This is a genomic window from Bacillus sp. LNXM12-1, assembly GCF_003004375.1.
In the GTDB taxonomy this organism is placed as follows: domain Bacteria; phylum Bacillota; class Bacilli; order Bacillales; family Bacillaceae; genus Bacillus.
In genome coordinates, this window is the sequence record NZ_PVWX01000002.1 from 748,142 (window position 1) to 771,064 (window position 22,923).

The following is a 22,923-nucleotide window of genomic DNA, read 5'->3' on the forward strand; positions in this document are numbered from 1 at the left end:
ATATAGAAATATTTCATATTATCGTTGACGAAACAATCTGGATGTGTTTTAATTTGTAATATGGTGATATTTCAAAAAATCATATATGTGATTAGGGGCGATTTAATTGGAGAAAAGTAAATTAAATAAATTCGTAACGTTCGTTCCCGGTATTAATCCAACAAGAACACAAAAGCAATTTGAAACTCAAGAAATAAAGTATTATGACCAAGCGTCTTTTGAAGCTGATTATCATCGTGAGGCCGTAGCTGTTGAAGAGAAGGCTAAACCTTTATTTCAGAGTAACCTATCGTTAAATGAAGGTGATGTTGTTATCAGTAACTCATTGCAGCTAGCCACAATTGTCGGTGAAAATAATGTTGGTAAAGTGTTGTCCCTCAACTTTACGAAAATAGAGTTTGATAGCGAACAACTTGATAAGAGGTATTTTCTTTACTTGTTTAATGCTCATAAAGATGTGAGGCAGCAAAAAGAAAGGGGGTCACAGGGGAGTGGCCCTATTCTAAGAATTCCGCTTCGTGCCCTTGGGGAAATGATCGTTCCAGTTGTTCCGATCGAGGAACAGAAGAAAATAGGCACTATATACGTAGAAACAATGAAGCTACAAAATAAGTTAAGCCAATACGCAGACTTGATAGGGCAGTTTACGAGCTCGGTAATAGAAGAAACATTAAAGGGGGAGTAATGAAATGAAGAGTCAATCGGAATTAGCATTTGAAAATGAAGTTATCGATTATTTGACCAAAATCGGTGGAGTAAAACAATGGGAATACAAAAAAAACATTAAAACAACTGAACAACTTTGGGATAACTTTAAAATAATCTTAGAACAAAACAATAGCGCTCGATTAGATGAACCCTTGTCTGTTACTGAATTTAATCAGGTAAAGAAAATCATCACGAGTATTGAATCACCTTACCAGGCAGGACAGTTTTTGTATGGTGTTAATGGTGTTTCTGAAATTGAAGTTGATCTTGATAATGGTAGGCATGTGTTCTTGACAGTATTCGACCAAGCCCAAGTCGGTGGCGGGAATACCGTTTATCAAGTAGTGAATCAAATTAAACGGCCAAAAGTTGTTGATGGTAAAACGACTCGTAGGTTTGATGTGACCTTGCTCATTAATGGTTTGCCGATTATTCAAATTGAATTAAAGAAAGCACTTCATAGCGCTACGGAATCTTTAAATCAGATGGAACAGTATATAGCTGAAAAACAATTCAGCGGTATCTTTTCAACTTTGCAGATTTTAATCGCGATGACACCGTTTGATATTCGTTATATGGCAAATACCCCACTCGAAAACTTTAACCGAGCTTTTGCTTTCAACTGGCAAAACGAAGATGATGCTCGCCCTATTCGATCATGGAAGACGTTTGCGGATAAAGTGTTGTCCATTCCAATGGCTCATGATTTGGCAACACGTTACATGGTACTAGATGGTACAAAAAACAAAGAAAGTATCAAAGTCATGCGTCCGTATCAAGTCTATGCCACAAAGCGTGTACTTGATAAAGTTAGAAAGTTTGACTTTAAATATGATGGTGGTAAATTAGGATACATTTGGCACACAACAGGCTCAGGTAAAACAATCACAAGTTTTAAGACAGCGTGGCTTGCAAGCCGTCTATCTAATGTAGATAAAGTGATCTTCTTGGTTGACCGGATCGCGCTTACCAACCAAACAGCCGATGCTTATAAAGCCTATGATCCTGTTGCTGGTTTTGAAGGGAAAACTGGTGTGGTGGGTGACACAGCCAATATCTCAGACCTTCATCGCAAACTAACGAAGAAAAGCGATAAGAACATCATTGTAACAAGTATCCAAAAAATGTCGCGTTATGTAGCGCGGGACAGCTTCAAGCCACTTAATGAAAATATTCTTTTTATTGTGGATGAAGCCCACAGATCAACGGGCAGTGGTACTGAAAATGAAGGGATGCTTGAAACGATTCGAAAAGCAATTTCTAATTCTGCTTGGGTTGGTTATACTGGTACACCAAAATTCCCAGAAACACGAGAAATCTTTGGAGAACTATTACATGCATATACTATTAAAGAAGCGATTGCGGATAAAAATGTGTTAGGGTTTAACGTTGAATTTAAGGAAACAATCGAAGCTCCCGAAGATCCCACCGAAGATGATATTGATGATAATGTTCGTGGTAGTGTTTACGACTATAGTCCAGAACATGTGAACTTAGTAGTGAAAGACATCTTCGATAACTGGAAGAAACGTTCAAATGAGCGTCAATATAATGCATTGTTTACAGTTCACGTTGGTGGTAATAAACCAAGTACACCAAGAGCGATGGAATATTTCGATAAGTTTGCTGAAGAGAATGCGAATCGTCCAGCAGATCAACGATTAAAAGTTGCGGTGAGTTTCTCGGCAGATACATCCAATAGTATTCATCAACTGAAAACTAACGAGAACTTGCACAGAGCTATCAAAGCCTATAACGCAACGTTTGGCACAGCTTTTGATATGACGACAGTGAAAGCCTACACAGAAGACTTAGCAAGACGTTTGAACAAGACAACTGATGATGGCAACTATTTAGATTTAGTCATTGTTGTGGATCAATTTTTGACCGGTTTTGATGCGCCTGAGATGAATACGCTCTATATTGATCGAACGCTTAAGGGTGGGAACTTGATTCAAGCATACTCACGTACAAATAGAATACATAACGCTGTCGAAAAGCCATGGGGAAATGTCGTGAATTATCGTTGGCCGGAGCAAAACGAGTATGAAATGAATAAGGCTTTTGCTGTTTATTCAAATCGTGCATCTGCCGACGAACAGCTTCCACTTGAAGAATTGAAGAAAGGCAACGAAGAGTCTGGTATCACTTCCAAACCATTTAGCAAGGTCCAAGCTGAGATGCAAGAAGTCATCAAGAAGCTTTCCACACTCACAGACGATTTTATACAATTACCACCAAGTGAAAAAGCACAGGATGAGGTTTTTGAGAATCTGAAAGAGTATAATCGCTTGTTAAGTCAGTTGAAACAATATACCGAAGACGATGACAAAAATCCTATATCCGCCTATGATAATCCTGAAGAGTTCTATGAACGTCTAGGTATTACTGAAGAGCAGGAAGTTATTTTAACAACTGTCATTGCTGGTGAGTTGAAAGAACGACGTGCAAAGCGAGAAGACATTGATATTTCGCAAGTCAATCTCTCGATGGTTCATATTCACGATGTGACCATCAACTATGATTATTTGATTGAGTTGATCGCCCAGATGGCTGACGAAGTTCACGCGAACGAAATGTCAAAAGCGGAAAGTACACGTGATGAAATCCAAGTTGAAATCGCCAAGTCTGACAATGAAAAAGAAAAATCTAAGGTGAGTCATTTTGTATCTAAGATTTTCACCAAAGAGTTTGAATTTGATCATTATCCAGCACCTCGAAGTGTTGAAAAAATGAACCAAGCAATGGATCAAGCACAAAAGGATACGAATATCCAACTTGTAACGAACTTCATCCGCACTTGGGGACTAGATAACAGTACTAAGCCTAAGGAACTTGAAAACATGATTAAAAAACACCGATTAGGTCAAGAGGATATGGATAAACAAGGGGAATTAACCGCTATTATGAATGACGCAAGAGCTGATTATAAAGAAATTGCAGTTGAAGAGATTGCAGCATTGAGCTGGGTACGATATCGCATTGAATTCCGTAAAGCTTTTTACGAAATGGCCGACGAAATTAAGAAGGGAGAGTAGTCAATCAATCACATTATGTAAACTAGAAAAAGGAGAACGGAAATGAGCGATAAAATAACAAAGTTACCTCAAATCAGATTCGAAGAATTTACAGATGCTTGGGAACAGCGAAAGTTAAAGGAACTGTTTGTAAAAGGTGGTTCCGGTGGTACGCCACGCTCAACGAACAAAGATTATTATAAAGGGGAAATTCCATTTTTGGGGATATCTGATATCTCAAATTCTAATGGATATATTTATTATACACAAAAACACATTAGTGAAGAGGGGCTAAATAATTCTTCTGCCTGGATTGTTCCAAAAGGGGCAATTACTCTGGCGATGTATGCATCTGTTGGCAAGGTTGCCATTCTAAATGTTGATGTTGCAACGTCTCAAGCTTTTTATAATATGGTTTTTAATGACAAAACTATTAGAGACTTTATTTATCAAAGATTAGTAAAAGCCAATATTAATGAAGAGTGGAGAGAATTAATATCTACTGGGACACAATCGAATCTAAACGCTGAAAAAGTGAAGAACTTCCAAATACAATTACCAAAAAACAAAGGTGAACAGAGCAAAATAGGTAAAATCTTCAATCAACTAGACAACATTATCACCCTTAATCAGCGTAAGTATGACAAGTTGGTAATCATGAAAAAATCAATGCTCGAAAAAATGTTTCCGAAAGATGGAGCCAATTTTCCCGAAATTCGCTTTGCAGGATTTACTGATCCTTGGGAACAGCGGAAGTATGGCGAGGTTATAGATTTATTGTCGGGGCAAGACTTTGCGCCTTCAGAATATAACGATACGGGTAACGGTATACCCTATATGACAGGAGCTAGTTGTATAGTTGGGAAAGAGACTATCGTTAACCGTTGGACAACAGTTCCTAGATGTTTAGCAGAAAAGGGTGACGTTTTGCTTGTCTGCAAGGGATCTGGTTATGGAGCAATCGCTGTAATGACACAAGATAAAGCACATATTGCTAGGCAATTTATGGCTTTGAAAAACCTACCTAATTTGGATAAGGTTTTCAATTTCTACCTATTGAATTCAGTAATAGAAAATATCAAAAAAGATGCCAGAGGCTTAATAGCTGGGATTGCTCGGGATGCTGTTATAAAACAAGAAATTTCTATTCCATTATTAGCAGAACAACAGAAGATTGGTAGCTTCTTCAATCAACTAGACAACCTAATCACCCTTCATCGGCGTGAGCTAAATCTGATTAAAAATTTGAAAAAATCACTACTTCAACAAATGTTTATATAAGAAAAGGAGATGACACAAATGAGTAATGCAGCAGATATTACATCAAAGTTATGGGGAATGGCTAACAAATTGCGTGGGACAATGGATGCAAGTGAGTACAAGAACTATATTTTGCCGTTTATGTTCTATCGATACTTATCAGAAAATCAAGATGAATACTTAAAAATCAATGGTTTGGAAGAGTTCTACGAAGTGACAGATGAAACTGAAAAAGAAGATTATCTTGAGGAAATTAGTAAAGGTATCGGATATGCGATTGATCCTGCCTACACTTGGGACAAAATCGTATCAAAAATTGAAAATCATAAAATCAAAGCTAGTGACTTCCAAGATATGTTTGACTCATTCAATACAAATGCAAAACGTAACGCGATTGCCGAAGCGGATTTTGCTAATGTATTTTCAGATGTTAACCTTGGTGACACACGTCTAGGTTCAAGTACAAACGAACGTGCAAAGGCTTTGAATGATATCGTGTTGATAATTAACGAGTTCACTTTCAAAGACGATTCAGGGCACGACATTTTAGGTGACGTTTATGAATACTTGATTGGACAATTTGCTGCAAATGCTGGTAAAAAAGGAGGAGAATTTTATACACCTCATGAAGTTAGTAAAATCCTAGCGAAAATTGTCACGAATGATGCAGATGGTACTGGCGATCAATTCCGTGTTTATGACCCTACAATGGGATCAGGTTCACTTCTTTTAACAGTCCAAAAAGAGTTACCAAATGGTAATGAAGAAGGAAGTGTTGAGTTTTACGGGCAAGAGTTGAATACGACGACTTATAACTTAGCTCGCATGAACTTGATGATGCATGGGGTAAATTATCGCAATATGGAGTTGAAACGTGCAGACACACTGGATGCTGACTGGCCATTTGCCGAAAAAGATGGAACACAAATTCCTTTGAAGTTCGACGCCGTCGTATCAAACCCACCATATTCTCATAAATGGGATACAAAAGACGTTGATCGAGAAAAGGATACACGTTTCAAGGGTTACGGTGTAGCACCTGCATCTAAGGCAGATTATGCTTTTGTACTGCATGGACTTTACCATTTAGATAAAACTGGAACAATGGCTATCGTATTGCCGCACGGGGTACTATTTCGAGGTGCTTCTGAAGGTAAAATCCGCAAAAATATCATCGACAATAATCTATTAGATACTGTTATTGGATTGCCCGCTAACTTGTTTTATGGCACAAGCATCCCAACCTGTGTCTTGGTATTCAAAGGTCGTGAAGCTCGTAAGAATAAAGATATTTTGTTTATCGATGCTTCAAATGAGTTTGTAAAAGGAAAGAACCAAAACAAACTCTCTCCTGAAAACATCGACAAAATTATTGAAACATACAGTAACCGTAAAGACGTTGAAAAATATGCTCATGTGGCATCTTTGGATGAAATCAAAGAAAATGATTACAATTTAAACATTCCACGTTATGTCGATACGTTTGAAGAAGAAGAAGTAATTCCACTTTCACAAGTGGCTCAAGAGTTGGCAGAAGTTAAAGCAGAAATTGCGAGTTCATATGATAATTTGTTTGGGTTAATGAATGAGCTGGAAGGGACAACAGATGAAGCCAAAGAAGAACTGAGTAAATTTATCCGTCTTTTAGGTAAATAATAGTCTTAAAAAAGAGCAAAGGATTTAGTTCGTGGCTCTTTTTGGCTTGAAAATTTCTTTATTTCCGTATTAATCAAGTTCGAAATGGATGGTTCAATCGGTTAATAAAAAAAGACCAAAAACGTGATATCAAACGTTTTTGGTCTTTTTGTTTTTGAAAAAATCAATTCACATCCCGCTAGGCGAATAAAACTCATCAAAGGCTTTAGACAAATCGTCAGCTGCAGATGTCAAAATCGTTTCTTGACCTAAAATGGCAGTTCCTTGTGCTCGGACAATATGAAATTGTTGAAAGCCCATCAAGTTTTGGAATATTTCTTTTAGGTAGTAATGTGAAAATTCCAGAGGTGTGTATCGATCGTTATTTGTGAAAATCGAGCCGCTTGCTTGAAGCAAAAGTACACGATAATCGTCAGTCATCAGACCAACTGAACCATCTTCTGTATATTTGAACGTTTCTCTAGCAATAAAGATATTATCTATATAATCTTTCATTCGTGAAGTCACATTGAAATTATGAACAGGTGACACAATCACAATTCGATGATGTGCTTTGAATTGAGCCAATAAAGCTGATGAAGCAGCAGCGATTTTTTCTTCCGTAGCTGTTAATGTTTGTTCGGATGCTTGCTTATCCCAAATACGTAGCAGCTGTTCTTTTTCGATACGAGGAATTTCAGTTTCATGTAAATGTAAAATTGTAGGTTCATCATGAGGGAATCTTTCTTTAAACTGTTCTAAAAATAGTGTTTGCAGTTTGTTTGAATAACTTTCTCGATGAGTGAAATCAGGGTGCGCGTTAATGATTAATGTTTGCATATACATGCTCCTTTTCTTTTGATAAACTGAGTATAAAATATAAGGGTGACAAAACATGTCACCTTTTTCAGAAGGAAAATCAAATGAAAAAATCAGAACGATTAAACCAAGAACTTATTTTTTTAAGTGATAAATACTCTTTTCAGTTAAAGGATTTAGAATCCGAATTTGGCATATCTAAACGTACGGCTCTGAGAGATATGGAAGAGCTAGAGTCAATGGGCTTAGCCTTTTACGTTGAAAATGGCAGACATGGAGGATATCGACTGGTGAAACAATCTCCAATGGTCCCTATTTATTTCAATATCGATGAAGTTCAAGCTATTTTTTTCGCGCTTAAAGCTTTAGACTTGGTGTCAGCAACACCATTTAAAAAATCCTACTCACAAATTCGGCAAAAGCTGTTTGCCACAATGTCTGATGAGAGAAAACAAATGATCACGGAGACTTTGGATGTGATTCATTACTATAATGTCGCACCAGTCAGTGAACAAAATCAATTGGAATTGATTTTACAGGCGATGATGGAAGATCAAATCGTGAAGATGACTTATACTCAAAATGAAAATAAAAGGATCAGGCTGCAATTTCTTGAGTTGTTTTATCGAAATGGGATTTGGTTCACGAAAGCATATGATGTTCGAAATAAAAAGTGGGGCATCTATAGATGTGACTTTATGAAGGACGTGATGATTGAAGAAGAAATCAGAGACACCTTTACGAAGGAAGAATTAAAAGAACTGCAGCTCGAGTACGAAAAAACTTATCATGATATCTCATTTAAATGTCGATTAACGGAACAAGGAAAAGAAAAGTTTTTGAAGAATCATTATCCGAATATGAGATTGGAGATCGTTGATGATACTCCTTATATTATGGGTGGGTACAACCAAGAAGAATTATCGTATATGACCCACTATTTGATCTCATTTGGGAAACATGTGAAAATTGAATACCCTGATGAATTAAAAGAAAGTTATCTGAATCAATTGCAAGAAATGGTCGACCAGTATTGAACCATAAAAGACTTCAGAAAAGGCGAACCACTACAGTTCGCCTTTTTCTTATCTGTTTTTATCACGGTGAGTTACTTCGCCGCAGTGAATGTATTGGTTTTCGGTTTATCATGTACCTTTCCATACGTCAGCTGACGCCAAATAAATTCCATCGGTCCGTACTTAAACCGTTTTAACCATAACGTACTGAAAAGCACAAGGAAGACATACACGCCAATAGCTATGAAAAACGTACCAGCCGGCTGAAGATGATCGACAAGCCCCGCTCCATACTTTAGAAATAGCATGGTTCCAATGATCGAGTGAAGCAAATAACAGGTTAGGGACATCCGTCCGACTTTGGTAAAGACCATTAAAGCACCTCGCAGCTGAGGAACGTGTAGAAATAGCATCGCAAGTGTACTCATATAAAACATACTGCCAGTTAATCCCCCGTTTTGTTCCAGGGCAGTGGCAATGTTCACCCAGAGTGCATTTTCAAAAGGATTGACCGCCGTAATGATCGTACTGCCTTGGGTGATGAGAAAAGCGATTGTACAAATGATCCAAATGCGATTCCAAATTGCTTTTTTCGCCTCCATGTTTTTGAAAAACTCCATTTTCACAAAATACACACCAAGTAAAAACATGAAGAACATAGAATAGACAGTGAAAAATGAACTGGAAGCCATCGTCACCATATCAGCCCACCTGTCTCCGATGGATGCTAAATAATTCAGACTGTTGTGGCTGTTCAGCTCGAAATCAGCAAAATCGGGCTTGCCTGATGATCCTGTACTGATGGAATTGAGCAGCATCGTGAAAAAGGGTGTGAGCAATTGAATCACAAAGAGTGTGATCAGCCAGTTTCGGATGGTTTTGGCTGTGCGTTTGTAAAAGAAAAGCAATAAAAAGCCAGTGACTGCATAATAGGCCAAAATATCACCAATCCAAACAAAAGTTAAATGCAGAAGGCCAAACCCTAAGAGAATGGTTAACCTGCGGGCAAACAGCTTGTTCGGACTGTCCACCTTTTGGGCAGCGCGATCCATAAAAATCATAAAACCAACCCCGAATAGGAAGGAGAACAACGTAATGAATTTCCCTGAGGCAAACCAATTCACCAAGTTGTGAAAGACATCATTTGATTCCATATCGAACCCCTTCGCCGAATCCACGATTAAAAAGTAATTGACCAGAATAATTCCCATTAAGGCGAATCCTCTTACGATGTCTAAGAAATGAACTCGATCCTTCAAATTCATCGCGTGTGCTACTTTGTTTGCATTCATATCCATGCTCCTTTTCTTGTTATGATAAATGTCATTCGGATCAACACATCGATCCTTACAATGAATCAATATACGACCCAATTCTTAACAATTTATGAAGATCCAATTTTTTGAAAATGAATGTGACAAATTGATGGCAGATGGTCATATTCATAAACTGTTAAGATTTATGCTGTATCTTTTCACATAGCTAGATGATATATAGTAAAGACATAAAAGAAAGTACATCACGTATCATGAGGTGAGAGAGACATGACGCATCGAATATTAATCGTAGAAGATGATCAAGATATTGGAGACCTTTTGCAGGAATCCCTTACACGTGCTGGATATGAGGTGCTGAGAGCGATGAATGGCGAGCAAGCATTGAAGCTTGTGAACGATTCGCTCGATTTGGTGATTTTGGATGTGATGATGCCAGGCATTTCAGGCATCGAAACGTGCCAGCAGATGAGAGCCTCCTCTAACGTTCCGATTCTATTTCTGACAGCCAAATCAAGTACATTCGATAAAACCGAAGGCTTACTCGCCGGCGGGGATGATTATATGACAAAACCTTTTTCACAAGAGGAGCTTCATGCTAGAGTGATTGCACAATTACGCAGGTACACCGTCTATCAGGAAAAGAAGGAACAAGAAGAAACTTTTCTTGTTGGGGGCAAGCTGAGGGTGAGCGAAGAATTTAATGAAGTGTGGAAAGGAAATCAACAAATCAAGCTGTCTGATTTAGAATATCGTGTGCTCAAGCTGCTGATGAGCAGGCGAAACAAAATCTTTTCAGCCCAAAATATTTATGAGAGCGTGTGGGGACAGCCTTATTTCTATTGTTCTAACAATACGGTGATGGTGCATATTCGAAAGCTGCGTGCCAAAATTGAAGATGATCCAGCTCGCCCTGTATATATTAAAACGGAATGGGGAAGAGGATACCGATTTGGCACATCGTAAATATACGCTAGCTAAAAAGCTGGCATTGCTGATTTTGGCGGCTGCCATTGTGAGCGGTCTTGTTTTTATGACGCTGCAAAAGATCACCAATGAGCTCATTGACGGATACTTGAGTTCGGACGAGTATTACGAGGAGGAGTCAGCTAAATATATTCAAAAATTCAGTCGTTATGTTTCTGAGAATAAGCTGTCTTCAACAGATCGACAAGCGTTTGGTGAGTGGGTGAAAAAAGAGAATTACATTAATTTGACCATCTTCAAGGATGAAGTGCTACAATATGACTCCATCTATTCGGCTGCGGATGAATCGGCGTATGGAAAAGAAAAGGTGACCCAGTACGCCGAGCATCATTCGTTTCCGGTTCAGTTTAGCGACGGTGAAGGCCGCGTCATGGTGGATGGTTTCTATTCATCTCGTTACCACGATCTTGCCTTTACACTTGAGCTGCTCGGAGCGACACTTATTTTTCTCCTTATTGTTCTTCTCGGTATTCGCAAAAGTTTACGCTACCTGCAAACGATTCACCAAGACATTCATATTCTTGAAGGCGGCGAGCTGGACTATGAGATGACGGTGAAAGGTCATGACGAATTAGCGATGATTGCCAAAAGTATTGAGGATCTTCGTAAAGCTTTTCTGGACAAGCTTCAAGCCATCGACGAGCTGCAAGAAGAGAGCCGCAGCTTGGTTACTGAAATGTCACACGATATGAGGACACCGCTGACGTCGCTCATGATGAACCTGGAGTTTGCGAAAAAAGAGGAGGCTGGAGCGGACCCCCGTAAAGATCAATATATAGCAAGTGCTTATGAAAAAGCACTGCAATTGAAAAATCTGTCTGATAATCTGTTTGCCTATTGTCTACTTGATAAAGAACATGAACCTGAGCTTGAGACCGTTGCAGTCAAAGAGGTCATTTACGATCTCTTATCAGATCAGGTGGCGATCTTGCATCAAGAGAAATTCAAAGTACACCTGTTAGGAGAGCTGCCCGACAGCTATATCAACGTGAATGTCGAGGAGCTTGGCCGAGTGTTTGATAATTTGATGTCCAACTTACTTAAATACGCCGATCCCAAAAAAGACATCAATCTCACGTTTTTATCCGATCAAGAAATCTTTGAGATTCACGTCAGCAATGCGATAAAAGAGACAGATGACACGCAGGAAAGCACTGGACTTGGTGAACGAAGCATAAAACGAATGATGTCCCGCATGCACGGGCAGTTTGAAAGGATGGAAAAGAACGATATTTACTACATCGTGCTGCGATTCTGGCACATCAAAATATAGACCACAAATGAATAATATGGAATGGAGAGACTACCCAATGAAACGATTCAACAACTTCCAAAAGGTACCCGATCTCTTGCAAGGCCTTCTGAATATCTGTCTGTTCTTTCTAGCCATTGCTTTAAGCGTCCTCTTAATTAGTGAAACTTGGTATATTGTCCAATTCGTCTACAAGACTTTGTTTAACAAAGGAGAAAGCTATTATGGGATGCTTGGAGAACTGCTGATCTTCTTTATGTATTTTGAGTTTATAGCCTTAATTATTAAATACTTTAAATCAAACTTTCATTTTCCGCTTCGCTATTTTATTTATATTGGTATCACAGCTGTCATCCGATTGATTATCATCGATCATGAAGAGGCTGTATCGACGTTCTGGTGGGCGCTGGCCATTCTTGCGATGACTTGTGCACTCTTTATCGCCAATAAACGACATACCGCGCAGGAGCATGAAGAAGTGAAGTGAGGGAAGAAGACGAACGATGACCGTTCGTCTTTTTTTCATGTATTGGTATTGAGGAGGTGAACATTCCATCTTTAAAGTAGTACATTAAGATGTTGTAGTGATGAGTGATCGCAAGAAGAAACAGGGATATTCAAAAGTGGTTTACCTGATGGACGGATTCTTATGGTATGCTTTAGAAGCCTTTTCTTTCCATTCATATTCATCATTCTATGAACATGGTTCGATCAGGTTGTTTTTTTACGAAATATTCTAGTTGAACAACTGCTCGTTCTGACGAGAATTGTGCCCATTTCCAAAGCACCGAACCGTCAGTATATGAGTACGATTCTTATTTTCACTGAAAGTAAATTATTCTTATTTCGAAATATCACTCACTAGGATATAGGAATGAAGATGACTAGCGCGGCTGGCCATTCTCGTTTCTGTTTGAAGGAGCGGAGAAATTGACAGACATCAAGAACGAACCATTCTCATTGACAAGTATGCAGCAGGCAGCCCCTGTCCATATTCCAGAAAGACAATTCATTTCATCACACGACGGCACAAGCCTTGCGTATTATCCATTTTTATCAGAAGAGAAGACGCAGGCCAATGTGATCTTGATTCATGGCGGTGGTGCTCATAGTTTGGCTGGTTACGAGCATATCGCCTATACGCTTCAGCATAATTTTCAAGTGAATACGTTTTTAATCGATTTAAGAGGTCACGGCCATTCTGATGGAAAAAAGGGTGATACACCTAGTATCACAGATGTGTGGCAAGATATTTCGCAGTTTGTGGATGCGGTCAAACAGCAGCATAAGGGAGCTGTTTATCTTTGCGGGCATTCATCTGGAGCAGGATTACTGCTAAACTACATATCTTGGCCGAAAAAAAGAGAAGTTGATGGCTACTTTTTTATTGCACCTGAATTTGGCTATCAATCAGACACTGCAAGACCTGATCAAATTCCTTTTGCGACCGTTCAAGTATGGAAATTCGTTTTGTCTGCCATGACAAAAGGGTTGCTGATGAGTCATTCTGAAGCCGTGCGTTTTCATTATCCAGCATGGGCAGTCGAGCAGGATCCGCTTCTATTGACAGCCATCACCGTCAATCTATCACTTGCTTTAACCCCGTCTGCACCTAAAAAACAATTTGCGATGATGGATCGGCCCTATGCGATGTTAGTAGGCAGCGAGGATGAGCTGTATGATATAGAAAAATTTCCTGCCTATCATGAGCTACCACATGAAGAGATCAAACAACAATCAGTCTATGAAGTGCTGGATGGACATACCCATTTGTCGGTGTTACTAGAAGCAGGAAAACATATTGGAAAGACCATCCAAATGTGGAATCGTTCTATTTAGTATGAACAACTAGTCAACACTCTCCCTTTTTCTTAAAAATTTACATTGACACCATCCTTTTCTATGATAAAATCATAGTGTGATAATGAGAATCGTTATCAAACGATATGACTACATATAGAATGGATAGGTGAGGTACATGTTCAAAAAATCTTTTTGGTCGCTAATAGTTGTGCTCTCCATCGTTTTACTTGCAGCTTGCGGCAGCAATAACAGTGAAGGCAAGTCAGCTAGTAAAGAAAAAACAAGAACCGTTGAAAGCGCTATCGGTTCAACTGAAATAAAAGGATCGCCTAAACGTGTGGTGACGCTGTACCAAGGAGCAACAGATGCAGCAGTCGCTATGGGCATTAAACCAGTGGGTGTTGTTGAATCATGGCTTGAAGCACCTACGTATAAATATTTAAGAGATGACTTAAAAGATGTCAAAATTGTTGGGCAGGAAACTCAGCCAAACTTAGAGGAAATTGAAAAGCTTAACCCAGATTTAATCATTGCATCAAAAATCCGCCACGAGCAAATTTTTGATCAGCTGAAAGAAATCGCTCCAACTGTAGCAACAGAAACAGTATTCACTTTTAAAGATACAGTGAAATTAATGGGTGAAGCGTTAAATCAGCAAGACAAATCAAAAGAATTGCTAACGAAGTGGGATGATCGTGTCGCTGATTTCAAAGAAAAAGCGAAAAAAGACATCAAAAACTGGCCAATGAGTGTGTCTGTGGTGAACTTCCGGGCAGATCATGCTAGAATCTATCAAACTGGATTCGCAGGGTCCATTTTAACAGAGCTAGGCTTTGAAGGACCTAAGAATGTCAAAGATAAAAAGCAAGACATCATTACACTGACAGACAAAGAGAGCATTCCGCAAATGGATGCAGATGTGATCTATTACTTCATGGATGATCAGGATAAAGCGGTTGAAAAAGCATATAAAGAGTGGACGAGTCATCCTTTATGGAAGCAGCTTGACGCAGTGAAAGCGAAACAAGTGCATAAAGTCGATGAAATCACTTGGAACATGGCAGGCGGTATCACTGCTGCAAACATGATGCTTGATGATATTTATGATCGTCTCGGAATTGATAAATAAGGATAGCAGAGGAGAAAATGTGAAAAACCATTTTCTCCTTTTTCCATAACAGATTGAAAGCGGGAATCAGATGAGAAGTTTATTAAAAAAGGATTCGAGCAAGGCGCTGCTTTTTGCTGGATTCGTTGTATTGATGTTGGTCTTTTTTATGCTGAGCATATCTCTTGGGCAAACCTCGATTTCCCTCAAAGCCACCATCCATGCGTTTCTTCATTTTGATGAATCGGATCCAAACAGTGTCATTGTCATGACATCCAGATTATCAAGAGCTTTAATTGCAGCGGTTGTTGGATCAAGTCTAGCCATTTCAGGTGCACTGATGCAGGCATTAACGAGAAATCCGCTTGCGGCGCCAGATTTGTTAGGCATTAATGCAGGTGGACTATTTTTTATCGTCATTTCGATTGTTTTCTTTTCAACAGAGTCATTAACAGGCTATATGTGGACAGCCTTTTTAGGTGCTGCGATTGCAGGGATGCTCGTTTTTCTCTTGGGCTCCATTGGAAGAGATGGATTGACACCGGTCAAAATTGTCCTTGCAGGTGCGGCGATATCTGCACTGTTTGCGTCCTTTACACAAGGTCTTTTAATCGTGAATGAACAGTCGATTCAAAGCATCCTGTTCTGGATGGCGGGTTCAGTGTCTGGAAGAAGCATTGATATGCTGCTGCCTGTTTTGCCTTATATTTTAGGTGCAACAGTTGTGGCGCTGCTTCTTGGACGCTCCATCAATGTCCTTTTGTCAGGAGATGATATTGCAAAGGGACTTGGCCAGCGTACGCTGGTGCTGAAAATCACGATGGGAGTTCTCGTCGTCTTTTTAGCGGGTGGTTCCGTTGCTGTCGCAGGATCGATTGGGTTTGTTGGTTTTCTAGTGCCGCATATTGTGAAAAAGCTTGTCGGACCTGACCACCGCTGGGTACTTCCGTATTGTGCAGTAGTGGGGGCGTCTCTTTTACTTGTCGCAGACCTTGCGGCTCGTTTTCTGATCATGCCGCAGGAAGTACCGATTGGTGTCATGACGGCGGTAGCAGGAGCGCCTCTATTTGTTTATCTCGTGCGCAAGGGGTTGAAGACAGGTGGCTAAAACATATACAGTGCGTTCAAAGGGCGGGCGCATTTCATTTCAATTTTCAAAGCGGACGTTTTTGATTTTACTTTTATTGACGGCCGTTGCTTTTGGATTATTTATTCTCAGTCTCTGTATGGGCAGCCGGTTTATTCAGCCGATGGATGTGCTGCTTCATTTAATCGGTCAGGGAGAGGGAAACACCTTTGTGCTCAATACACTGAGAATTCCAAGAACATTGCTGGCTGTCTTAGTGGGGGCCGCGCTTGCGGTATCAGGACTTATTTTGCAAGGGTTAATCCGCAATCCGCTTGCATCGCCTGACATCATTGGGATTACGAGTGGTGCTTCGTTCGGTGCGATTATGTTTATTGTCTTTTGGATGGGCACTGTGCCTATTGCGTATCAATCCTTATGGGCGATTGCAGGGGCTTTTGCTGTTTCGTGTCTGATTTATTTGCTTTCATGGAAAAAAGGGGTGAAGCCGATCACACTTGTCCTAATGGGCATCGGGATTTCTGCCATTATGAAGGCGTGTGTGACGTTTACTCTTGTTCTTAGTGATACGATGACGACGACAAAGTCATATATTTGGCTGACGGGCAGTTTATATGGTTCTACGATGAAGGACGTCATGTCGATGCTTCCTTGGGTCATGATCATTTTACCAATTGTCATGGTGTTAGCAAGAACGATGAATGTGAAGGAGCTTGGAGATGATCTCGCAACAGGTCTCGGGGTAAAAGTGCAGGCAAAACGGTTATTCTTTCTGCTGATGAGTGTGACATTGGCGGGGATTGCTGTTGCCTTTGCAGGCGGCATTGAATTTGTTGGACTGATGGCGCCGCATGTCGCACGGATGATCATCGGCCGCTCCTTCATTGCGCTGGTGCCGGCATCTGCGCTTGTTGGGAGTATTCTCGTGATGCTGGCAGATTTAGTAGCTAGAACGGCTTTTCTACCGTTAGATGTACCAGCAGGTGTATTCACGGCTGCAATTGGTGCACCGTTCTTTATTTATTTGTTATACCAGCAGCGAAATCGATAAACGAAAGATGGAGGTTTTGATATGAGGCCAGAGTGGGTTGAGAGAGAATTACTTGATTTCGGGGTACACATCACAAATGGACCAATGACATCTGACCGCACACTTGCTGCGCTTTTTTCAGAAGCATCTGTCCTGCGTTTATTAGAGGCTGAAAAGGAAGCCATGCATGCACCGAATGTGGCGGTAGCAGCGTCGATGTTTTCAAAGCGTTATGCCTACTTAGCCGTCAGTTCCTCTTTGTACATGATGACGCTGTATGACGGTGTCTATCAGTTTTCACCGGAGGCATGTGCCTTTAGAGAGGATCGGAAAATTGAAATTGATGAGTCTTTGTGTTCGTTTGTTCCACTAGAAGGAGATCGGCATGAATGGAGAGAGCAGGCTGTGCATGCGCTGTTTACGGAGTGTGTTACCCCTCTTTTAGACGTGCTGAAGCGCACTTCAAGACTTCCGTATACCATTTTGTGGGAGAATATAGCGGTTCGTATCAATTCTCTTTATCGCAGCATGATGCGGGAAGCCGAAGAGCCTGCGGTGAAGCAGCGCGTGCGGGAGGATTATCTGTATCTGAAGCAAGCGGCTGGTGATGTATTCGGAGCAAAACAAAATCCATTTCATCACAGCTTAAACTTAGATGACAGTTTACTAGAAACATCCGACCGAAAGACCTGCTGTATGTATTATAAGCTCGAGAAAAAATCGGAGAGTCTCGATTATTGTCTTGTCTGTCCGCTTGAAAAAAAGAAAGGCACTGCTTGCTCATAGCAGTGCCCTTCTTTTTTATTCCCAAATCGCGCCTGCCCATTCTGGGTGATCGATAAAGGGATTGCGGTTGTTCTGATACGTTTCATAAATGATCTCGTTGCGGTTCCGTTCGATTTGATCGACTGGATCTTGTTTGTGCCACTTGAGAAGTACGGACATTTTGCCATGGAGAGGGGCGCTTCCATTATTCACTTTGTCGTTTAATTCTAAATCTGGAAAGCGGTCATCGCCCTCGTACCGCACTGCCATATAAAAGAGCATTCTTGCCACATCCCCTTTCACCCGGCTATGAGGTTCGAATGAGTCGCTGTCGTAGAAATTACCCGGTGCCCCCTTGTATTCATTTCCGCCCAGATCAAAATCTAAATTTCCACGTGTGCTATTCGTTTGCACGTCTGTTGCCCGCAGATGATGGAGATCTGTACCGGGGCCCTGGCTTGTCCCAAAGTTGCCGTGTGACTTAGCCCAGACATGCTCCCGGTTCCACTGGCCAACATTTCCGCCATTCGCTTGCTTTGAGCGAGAGACACCGCTATAGAGCAAGAGCACATTGCTTGGATTCTTTGGATCTTCATCTGTTTTCTTTAAGGCATCCCAAACTTGGCTGTAGGATAGCTGCTTATGATCATCAATAATATCGTGTAAAGCTTTCTTTAGAGCGGGTCCTGATTTGCCATTAGCAGATTGATAATAGGAATCGATTTGACTTGTAGCGGCTGTTTTCGCTTGTTGTGCAGATGTTTCGTTTTGAAGCTGTAACGGGGAAAATGTGATGGTTTGGCTCGGTTTATTCAGAGTAAAGCTTTGAGCTTTCGCAGCTGGAGGCAGCGGGGCGGCTAACGTGCCGAATATCATGATTCCGGCAGCCACAGTTCCAAATAAGGTTCTCTTCATTCGATTTCCTCCTTAATAGGGAATGTATTCTCTTTATTTCTATCATATTGTCAGAAAGAAATAAATGGATTTATCGTAAATGTTATGTAATGAATTCGTAGGAAATGAGATTGCTATTTTAACAGCATTGCTGTATAAGTGGGCATATAGGACGACAGCGAGGGAGAGGATGGATAACGTGAAAGAACTGCAAATACCTTCAAGAACGATTATGACACCAGGACCTGTTGAAGTAGACCCGAGAGTGCTCCGTGTGATGAGTACCCCAATTCTCGGTCAATTTGATCCAGCATTTACACATATCATGAATGAAACGATGACCTTATTGCGGTCGCTTTTCCAAACAGAAAATGAATGGGCTTTTCCGATTGACGGCACGTCTCGTTCAGGGCTTGAAGCTGTGCTTGCCAGTGTCATTGAGCCGGGTGATTCAATGCTTGTGCCTGTCTTTGGCCGCTTCGGTCATCTGCTCATTGAAATAGGACAGCGCTATGGTGCTGAGGTACATACAATGGAATGTGGATGGGGAACGGTTTTTGATCCTAGCGATATCATTCAGGAAATGAAGCAGGTCAAGCCTAGAATCGTTGCGATGGTCCATGGTGAAACATCCACGGGGCGGTTGCAGCCGCTTGAGCAAATTGGTGAAGCGTGCCGAGAACTCGATGCACTGTTCATTGTAGACGCTGTAGCAACCATTGGCGGGGCCCAGGTGAAAGTGGACGAATGGAAGATTGATGCGGCGATTGGCGGTACGCAGAAGTGCTTGTCTGTTCCATCAGGCATGTCACCTATCACGTATAATGACCGGGTGGCAGCTGTCGTTGAATCGAGAAAGAAAGTGGAAAAGGGAATTGCGACACAGGATGAATTGCAGGAGCAAATGGATATTTCTCCAATTAAAAGCAATTACTTTGATCTCAGCCAGCTCCAGGATTATTGGAGCCCTAGACGATTAAATCATCATACAGAAGCGACAACGATGCTCTATGCACTTCGTGAAGGGGTTCGTGTTGTGCTGGAAGAAGGACTGTCTGAGCGTTTTCAAAGGCACGCATATCACGAGAAAGCCTTGATGAAAGGTCTTGAAGCGATGGGACTTGAATTGTTCGGTGATCCACATTGTAAAATGCCAGTTGTGACATGTATTGAGATTCCAAGTGGTATTGATGGAGAAGCGGTACGTGCCGATCTGCTTAAGCATTTTGGCATTGAAATCGCAAGCTCCTTTGGACCGCTAGCCGGACGTATATGGAGAATTGGCACAATGGGCTATAGCTGCAGAAAAGAAAACGTGCTGTTTGTGTTAGCAGGGCTGGAAGCGATTCTAATCAAACACGGTGCATCCATCCATTGCGGAGCAGGGCTTCAGGCGGCTCTTTCTATCTATGAACAAGGTGAATAAAGTCATACGGATACTCGCTATTTGCGGGTATTTTTTAATTGGAAAATAAAACTAATTTTTGAAAAACTAGACTTATAGACAGTGATATCGCTATACTGAAGAAGTTCTGAGTTTTTGACATCATTTTCATTTATTTTGGAGAAAGAGGTTTTTTGATATGAAGAAAATGGGCAGATTATACATTTTGATGCTCAATATTTTTATTGCCATGCTTGGCTTTGGCCTCATTGTCCCTGTCATGCCAAGTTATATTGAAGCCTTTGGCGCAACAGGAAAAACACTCGGTTTTCTTGTCGCTGCAACAGGTCTTACACAATTTGCTTTATCGCCGGTTGCAGGCGCACTGACCGATCGATTTGGACGTAGAAAATTGATCATTGCCGGGATTGCCGGCTTTACCATTGCCCAGTTTATTTTTGCATTTGCTGATCAGCTGTGGATGCTGTTTGTATCACGTTTTTTAGGCGGTGCGGCCGGAGCTTTACTCATGCCAGCCATGTTTGCATACATTGCTGATATCACAAGTGAGAAGGACCGAGGGAAAGGAATGGGGCTATTTAGTGCAGCAATGACGTTAGGCTTTGTTATTGGACCAGGCGTAGGCGGCTATTTGGTCGAGTATGGGATCGCTTTTCCTTTTCTCATCGCAGGTTCCTTTGCAGCTCTTTCTACCCTATTATCCATCCTGTTTTTACCTGAAACTTTAACAAAGGAAAAGCAGGAAGAAGCGCGGTTAAACAAAGACATTCATTTCAACCCTTTTGTGCAAATGATGCAAGCTTTAAAGACATCCTACGGTTTTTTGTTTATATTGGCGTTTGTCCTCAATTTTGGCATTATTCACTTTGAATCGATTTTCGGCTTATATGTAGACCAAAAACATGGATTTACACCGAAGGATATTGCGTTTGTGATTACGGTTGCGGGTCTTGCTGGCGTGCTTGTCCAAGGTGCGTTGGTGAATGCCTGTGTGAAACGATTTGGTGAAATGCGCGTCGTGCGTTATGCACTGCTAGGAGCGGCTTTGATGCTCATCGTCTGCCGTTTTGCGCCGTCCTTTTGGCTGATCTTTACAGGCTCTATTTTATTTTTGTCGGCTACTTCATTTGTTCGTCCAGCTCTCAATACATTGCTGTCCAAAATGGCAGGTAATCAGCAAGGAGTAGCGGGCGGTCTCAATACATCCTTTATGAGCCTTGCCAATATCGTCGGGCCGAGCCTTGCGGGCATACTATTTGATGTGAATATTGAGTTTCCTTTTATGCTCGGAACACTAGTGCTTTGCATAAGCTTCATTGCATCCATCGTGTGGGGGAAAAAAGTGCAGCATACTTCTGCAATTTCTTAAAATTTGTTTATAAAAAAACCGATCAGCACAGATTGATCGGTTTTATTATAATGGTCATCACCTTTTATATGTAACGACAGGTGATTTTTCTTTATGAAGCGCACGAATCATGGCATCATCTACATGTAAATGCTCTTTCACTAATTGAGGAGGGGTTAAGGCCATCCACTGATTCAACGAAATATCTGCAAAGCGATTTTTGCCTCCTCGTGTATCACTTTTCTCCTCCAAACTATATGAAGCTTCGGCAGAAAACATTCAATCAGGATGGTGTGAGAGAAGCATCTGAATACGTAATGCTAAGCGCAGCCTTAATGTGGCTTCAGGGTCTTTTAAGCTGATCCGAAGCAGCTCCTCACACTTCTCCAATCGATAAATGACCGTGTTGCGATGAATAGACAAACGTTTCGCTGTTTCTGAAATGTGGCAATGCGTTTCTAAATAGACAGATAAGGTGTGGAGGAGGTTTTGACCAGCTTCATATAACGGGTGAAGGTGCATCTGGTGAAACGTGACTAAATCCTTTCTTGGAATAAGCTTCAATAAATCTGGCACATCCTTTGCCTGATAGAACTGAATATATTCCGCCTGCGACGAGAGATGTCCGGCTTGAAGAGCCTCTAATGCTTCACTGTAGCCCTCAGACAGATGGGTGATGCGACAACTAGTCAAGCTCACGCCAAAGGAAATGGTGTGATTCGCTTGTATGCTAACGAGCATCTGCAACTGTTTCAAAAAAGAGAGGAGTCTGCCACTCATCTCTGACCAACTTCCTGTCTCTTCCATTAATACAATGCCCATATCACCTTTGACAAACAGAAAGGAAGGAAAAGGAGAGCTTGGAAGTGCGCTGTCAAGTAGATCAACGACTTGATCTAACATCAGTTGCTGGTTCAAAAAATGAGTGGTTTCATGACAATGATCAAGCTGACAGATCATACATAGATAGCTGTTTTCTACGTTTAATCCAAACGTCTTCGCAATGTATGCAGCGTCTTGCTGAGAATACGATGCACCCTCTATCCATCTGCGAAACCCTTCATTTCTGGCACGCTTGGCCGTTTGCTGGGCAGTATATTGTCTCATTCGCGCAATTGAGATTTCGTTTACTGCTTGTGCAATGAAGACTTGCAGTGTTTCATCCAGCGGAGGAATGAAGGAAGGGATGACCACATACTCACATGTTTGTTCGGTTAGATCAATCGGAAAGACGGAAAAGGTTTGCTTCGCATATATCATCGAAAAATAATGGGGTGTCCTTCTTTGGAAAAAGGGGAGAATGCGAATCCAATCTGGGCTCGTGATCATGGTGTGCGAGTTGCAGAGAATACGTCCATGCTGGTTACACAAATAGACAGGCTTGAGAATCCTTTCGGCGATTTTTTGCAATGCTTCAAACTGGTTATCGTCTATGTTCATATCCACTAAGTCTCCTTTATTGAGAACTAAAGCTCTTGGTGAAGATGAATAAATAAATGGACAATCACTGGTAAC

The 22,923-nt window shown here is 41.0% G+C and carries 19 protein-coding genes and 1 pseudogene; 15 read left to right on the forward strand and 5 right to left on the reverse strand.

Annotated features, from left to right (window positions below; translation table 11 throughout):
- Positions 1 to 106 precede the first annotated feature (106 nt).
- From C6Y07_RS11270 to C6Y07_RS11285, 4 genes are read left to right on the forward strand one after another with little or no spacing between them, the layout of a single operon-like run.
- Positions 107 to 685 (forward strand): restriction endonuclease subunit S, encoded by a 579-nt coding sequence (locus C6Y07_RS11270; protein ID WP_106156686.1) that lies wholly within the window; start codon positions 107 to 109, stop codon positions 683 to 685.
- 4 nt (positions 686 to 689) lie between these two features.
- Positions 690 to 3,746 (forward strand): type I restriction endonuclease subunit R, encoded by a 3,057-nt coding sequence (locus C6Y07_RS11275; protein WP_106156687.1) that lies wholly within the window; start codon positions 690 to 692, stop codon positions 3,744 to 3,746.
- 42 nt (positions 3,747 to 3,788) lie between these two features.
- Positions 3,789 to 5,006, forward strand: a complete 1,218-nt coding sequence (locus tag C6Y07_RS18945; RefSeq protein ID WP_106359368.1) for a restriction endonuclease subunit S — start codon at positions 3,789 to 3,791, stop codon at positions 5,004 to 5,006.
- An 18-nt stretch (positions 5,007 to 5,024) separates the two neighbouring features.
- Positions 5,025 to 6,641 carry a type I restriction-modification system subunit M gene (locus C6Y07_RS11285; protein WP_106156689.1) on the forward strand — a complete coding sequence of 539 codons (1,617 nt, stop codon included), beginning with the start codon at positions 5,025 to 5,027 and terminating at the stop codon, positions 6,639 to 6,641.
- A 168-nt stretch (positions 6,642 to 6,809) separates the two neighbouring features.
- Here the strand turns inward: C6Y07_RS11285 and C6Y07_RS11290 are convergent, their stop codons facing one another.
- Complete coding sequence (locus tag C6Y07_RS11290; RefSeq protein ID WP_106156691.1) at positions 6,810 to 7,460, reverse strand: FMN-dependent NADH-azoreductase; 651 nt, start codon at positions 7,458 to 7,460, stop codon at positions 6,810 to 6,812.
- An 83-nt stretch (positions 7,461 to 7,543) separates the two neighbouring features.
- Here C6Y07_RS11290 and C6Y07_RS11295 point away from each other — a divergent pair, with 83 nt between their 5' ends.
- A complete protein-coding gene (locus C6Y07_RS11295; protein ID WP_060597257.1) occupies positions 7,544 to 8,476 on the forward strand; it encodes a helix-turn-helix transcriptional regulator in 933 nt (310 codons plus the stop codon).
- 71 nt (positions 8,477 to 8,547) lie between these two features.
- Here C6Y07_RS11295 and C6Y07_RS11300 read toward each other — a convergent pair whose 3' ends face one another.
- On the reverse strand, positions 8,548 to 9,747 hold the full coding sequence (locus C6Y07_RS11300; protein ID WP_060597256.1) for a DUF418 domain-containing protein: 1,200 nt from the start codon (positions 9,745 to 9,747) through the stop codon (positions 8,548 to 8,550).
- Positions 9,748 to 9,999: 252 nt separating this feature from the next.
- Between C6Y07_RS11300 and C6Y07_RS11305 the strand changes: the two genes are divergently transcribed.
- From C6Y07_RS11305 to C6Y07_RS11340, 8 genes are all read left to right on the forward strand, one after another.
- Positions 10,000 to 10,695, forward strand: coding sequence for a response regulator transcription factor (locus C6Y07_RS11305; protein WP_060597255.1), 696 nt, complete (start codon positions 10,000 to 10,002; stop codon positions 10,693 to 10,695).
- Positions 10,682 to 11,989: a HAMP domain-containing sensor histidine kinase gene (locus C6Y07_RS11310; RefSeq protein ID WP_106156692.1), complete on the forward strand. Its 1,308-nt coding sequence runs from the start codon at positions 10,682 to 10,684 to the stop codon at positions 11,987 to 11,989. Before C6Y07_RS11305 ends, C6Y07_RS11310 begins: the two co-directional genes overlap by 14 nt.
- Positions 11,990 to 12,026: 37 nt before the next feature.
- On the forward strand, positions 12,027 to 12,455 hold the full coding sequence (psiE, locus tag C6Y07_RS11315) for a phosphate-starvation-inducible protein PsiE (RefSeq protein ID WP_034659895.1): 429 nt from the start codon (positions 12,027 to 12,029) through the stop codon (positions 12,453 to 12,455).
- A 443-nt stretch (positions 12,456 to 12,898) separates the two neighbouring features.
- The gene (locus C6Y07_RS11320) at positions 12,899 to 13,807 is read left to right on the forward strand and encodes an alpha/beta fold hydrolase (RefSeq protein ID WP_223250423.1); all 909 of its coding nucleotides are present in this window, start codon (positions 12,899 to 12,901) and stop codon (positions 13,805 to 13,807) included.
- 139 nt (positions 13,808 to 13,946) lie between these two features.
- Positions 13,947 to 14,900, forward strand: a complete 954-nt coding sequence (locus C6Y07_RS11325; RefSeq protein WP_106030461.1) for an ABC transporter substrate-binding protein — start codon at positions 13,947 to 13,949, stop codon at positions 14,898 to 14,900.
- Positions 14,901 to 14,970: 70 nt separating this feature from the next.
- Entirely contained in the window at positions 14,971 to 15,987 is a 1,017-nt protein-coding gene (locus C6Y07_RS11330) for a FecCD family ABC transporter permease (protein ID WP_034659893.1), read from the forward strand.
- Entirely contained in the window at positions 15,980 to 17,017 is a 1,038-nt protein-coding gene (locus C6Y07_RS11335) for a FecCD family ABC transporter permease (RefSeq protein ID WP_066030438.1), read from the forward strand. The genes C6Y07_RS11330 and C6Y07_RS11335 overlap by 8 nt, the downstream gene beginning before the upstream one ends.
- 21 nt (positions 17,018 to 17,038) lie before the next feature.
- On the forward strand, positions 17,039 to 17,782 hold the full coding sequence (locus C6Y07_RS11340) for an IucA/IucC family C-terminal-domain containing protein (RefSeq protein WP_066030439.1): 744 nt from the start codon (positions 17,039 to 17,041) through the stop codon (positions 17,780 to 17,782).
- Between the two features lie 15 nt (positions 17,783 to 17,797).
- Here C6Y07_RS11340 and C6Y07_RS11345 read toward each other — a convergent pair whose 3' ends face one another.
- Positions 17,798 to 18,676, reverse strand: a complete 879-nt coding sequence (locus C6Y07_RS11345; protein ID WP_106071448.1) for an endonuclease I family protein — start codon at positions 18,674 to 18,676, stop codon at positions 17,798 to 17,800.
- A gap of 169 nt (positions 18,677 to 18,845) precedes the next feature.
- Here C6Y07_RS11345 and C6Y07_RS11350 point away from each other — a divergent pair, with 169 nt between their 5' ends.
- Positions 18,846 to 20,081, forward strand: coding sequence for a pyridoxal-phosphate-dependent aminotransferase family protein (locus C6Y07_RS11350; RefSeq protein WP_066031736.1), 1,236 nt, complete (start codon positions 18,846 to 18,848; stop codon positions 20,079 to 20,081).
- A gap of 157 nt (positions 20,082 to 20,238) precedes the next feature.
- Positions 20,239 to 21,429 carry an MFS transporter gene (locus C6Y07_RS11355; protein WP_060597247.1) on the forward strand — a complete coding sequence of 397 codons (1,191 nt, stop codon included), beginning with the start codon at positions 20,239 to 20,241 and terminating at the stop codon, positions 21,427 to 21,429.
- A 57-nt stretch (positions 21,430 to 21,486) separates the two neighbouring features.
- Here the strand turns inward: C6Y07_RS11355 and C6Y07_RS19095 are convergent.
- Together C6Y07_RS19095 and C6Y07_RS11365 are read right to left on the reverse strand one after the other, a co-directional pair.
- Positions 21,487 to 21,627, reverse strand: a pseudogene (locus C6Y07_RS19095) (oxalate decarboxylase); the annotation flags it as partial.
- 60 nt (positions 21,628 to 21,687) lie between these two features.
- Complete coding sequence (locus tag C6Y07_RS11365) at positions 21,688 to 22,848, reverse strand: PucR family transcriptional regulator (protein ID WP_060597245.1); 1,161 nt, start codon at positions 22,846 to 22,848, stop codon at positions 21,688 to 21,690.
- Positions 22,849 to 22,923 lie beyond the last annotated feature (75 nt).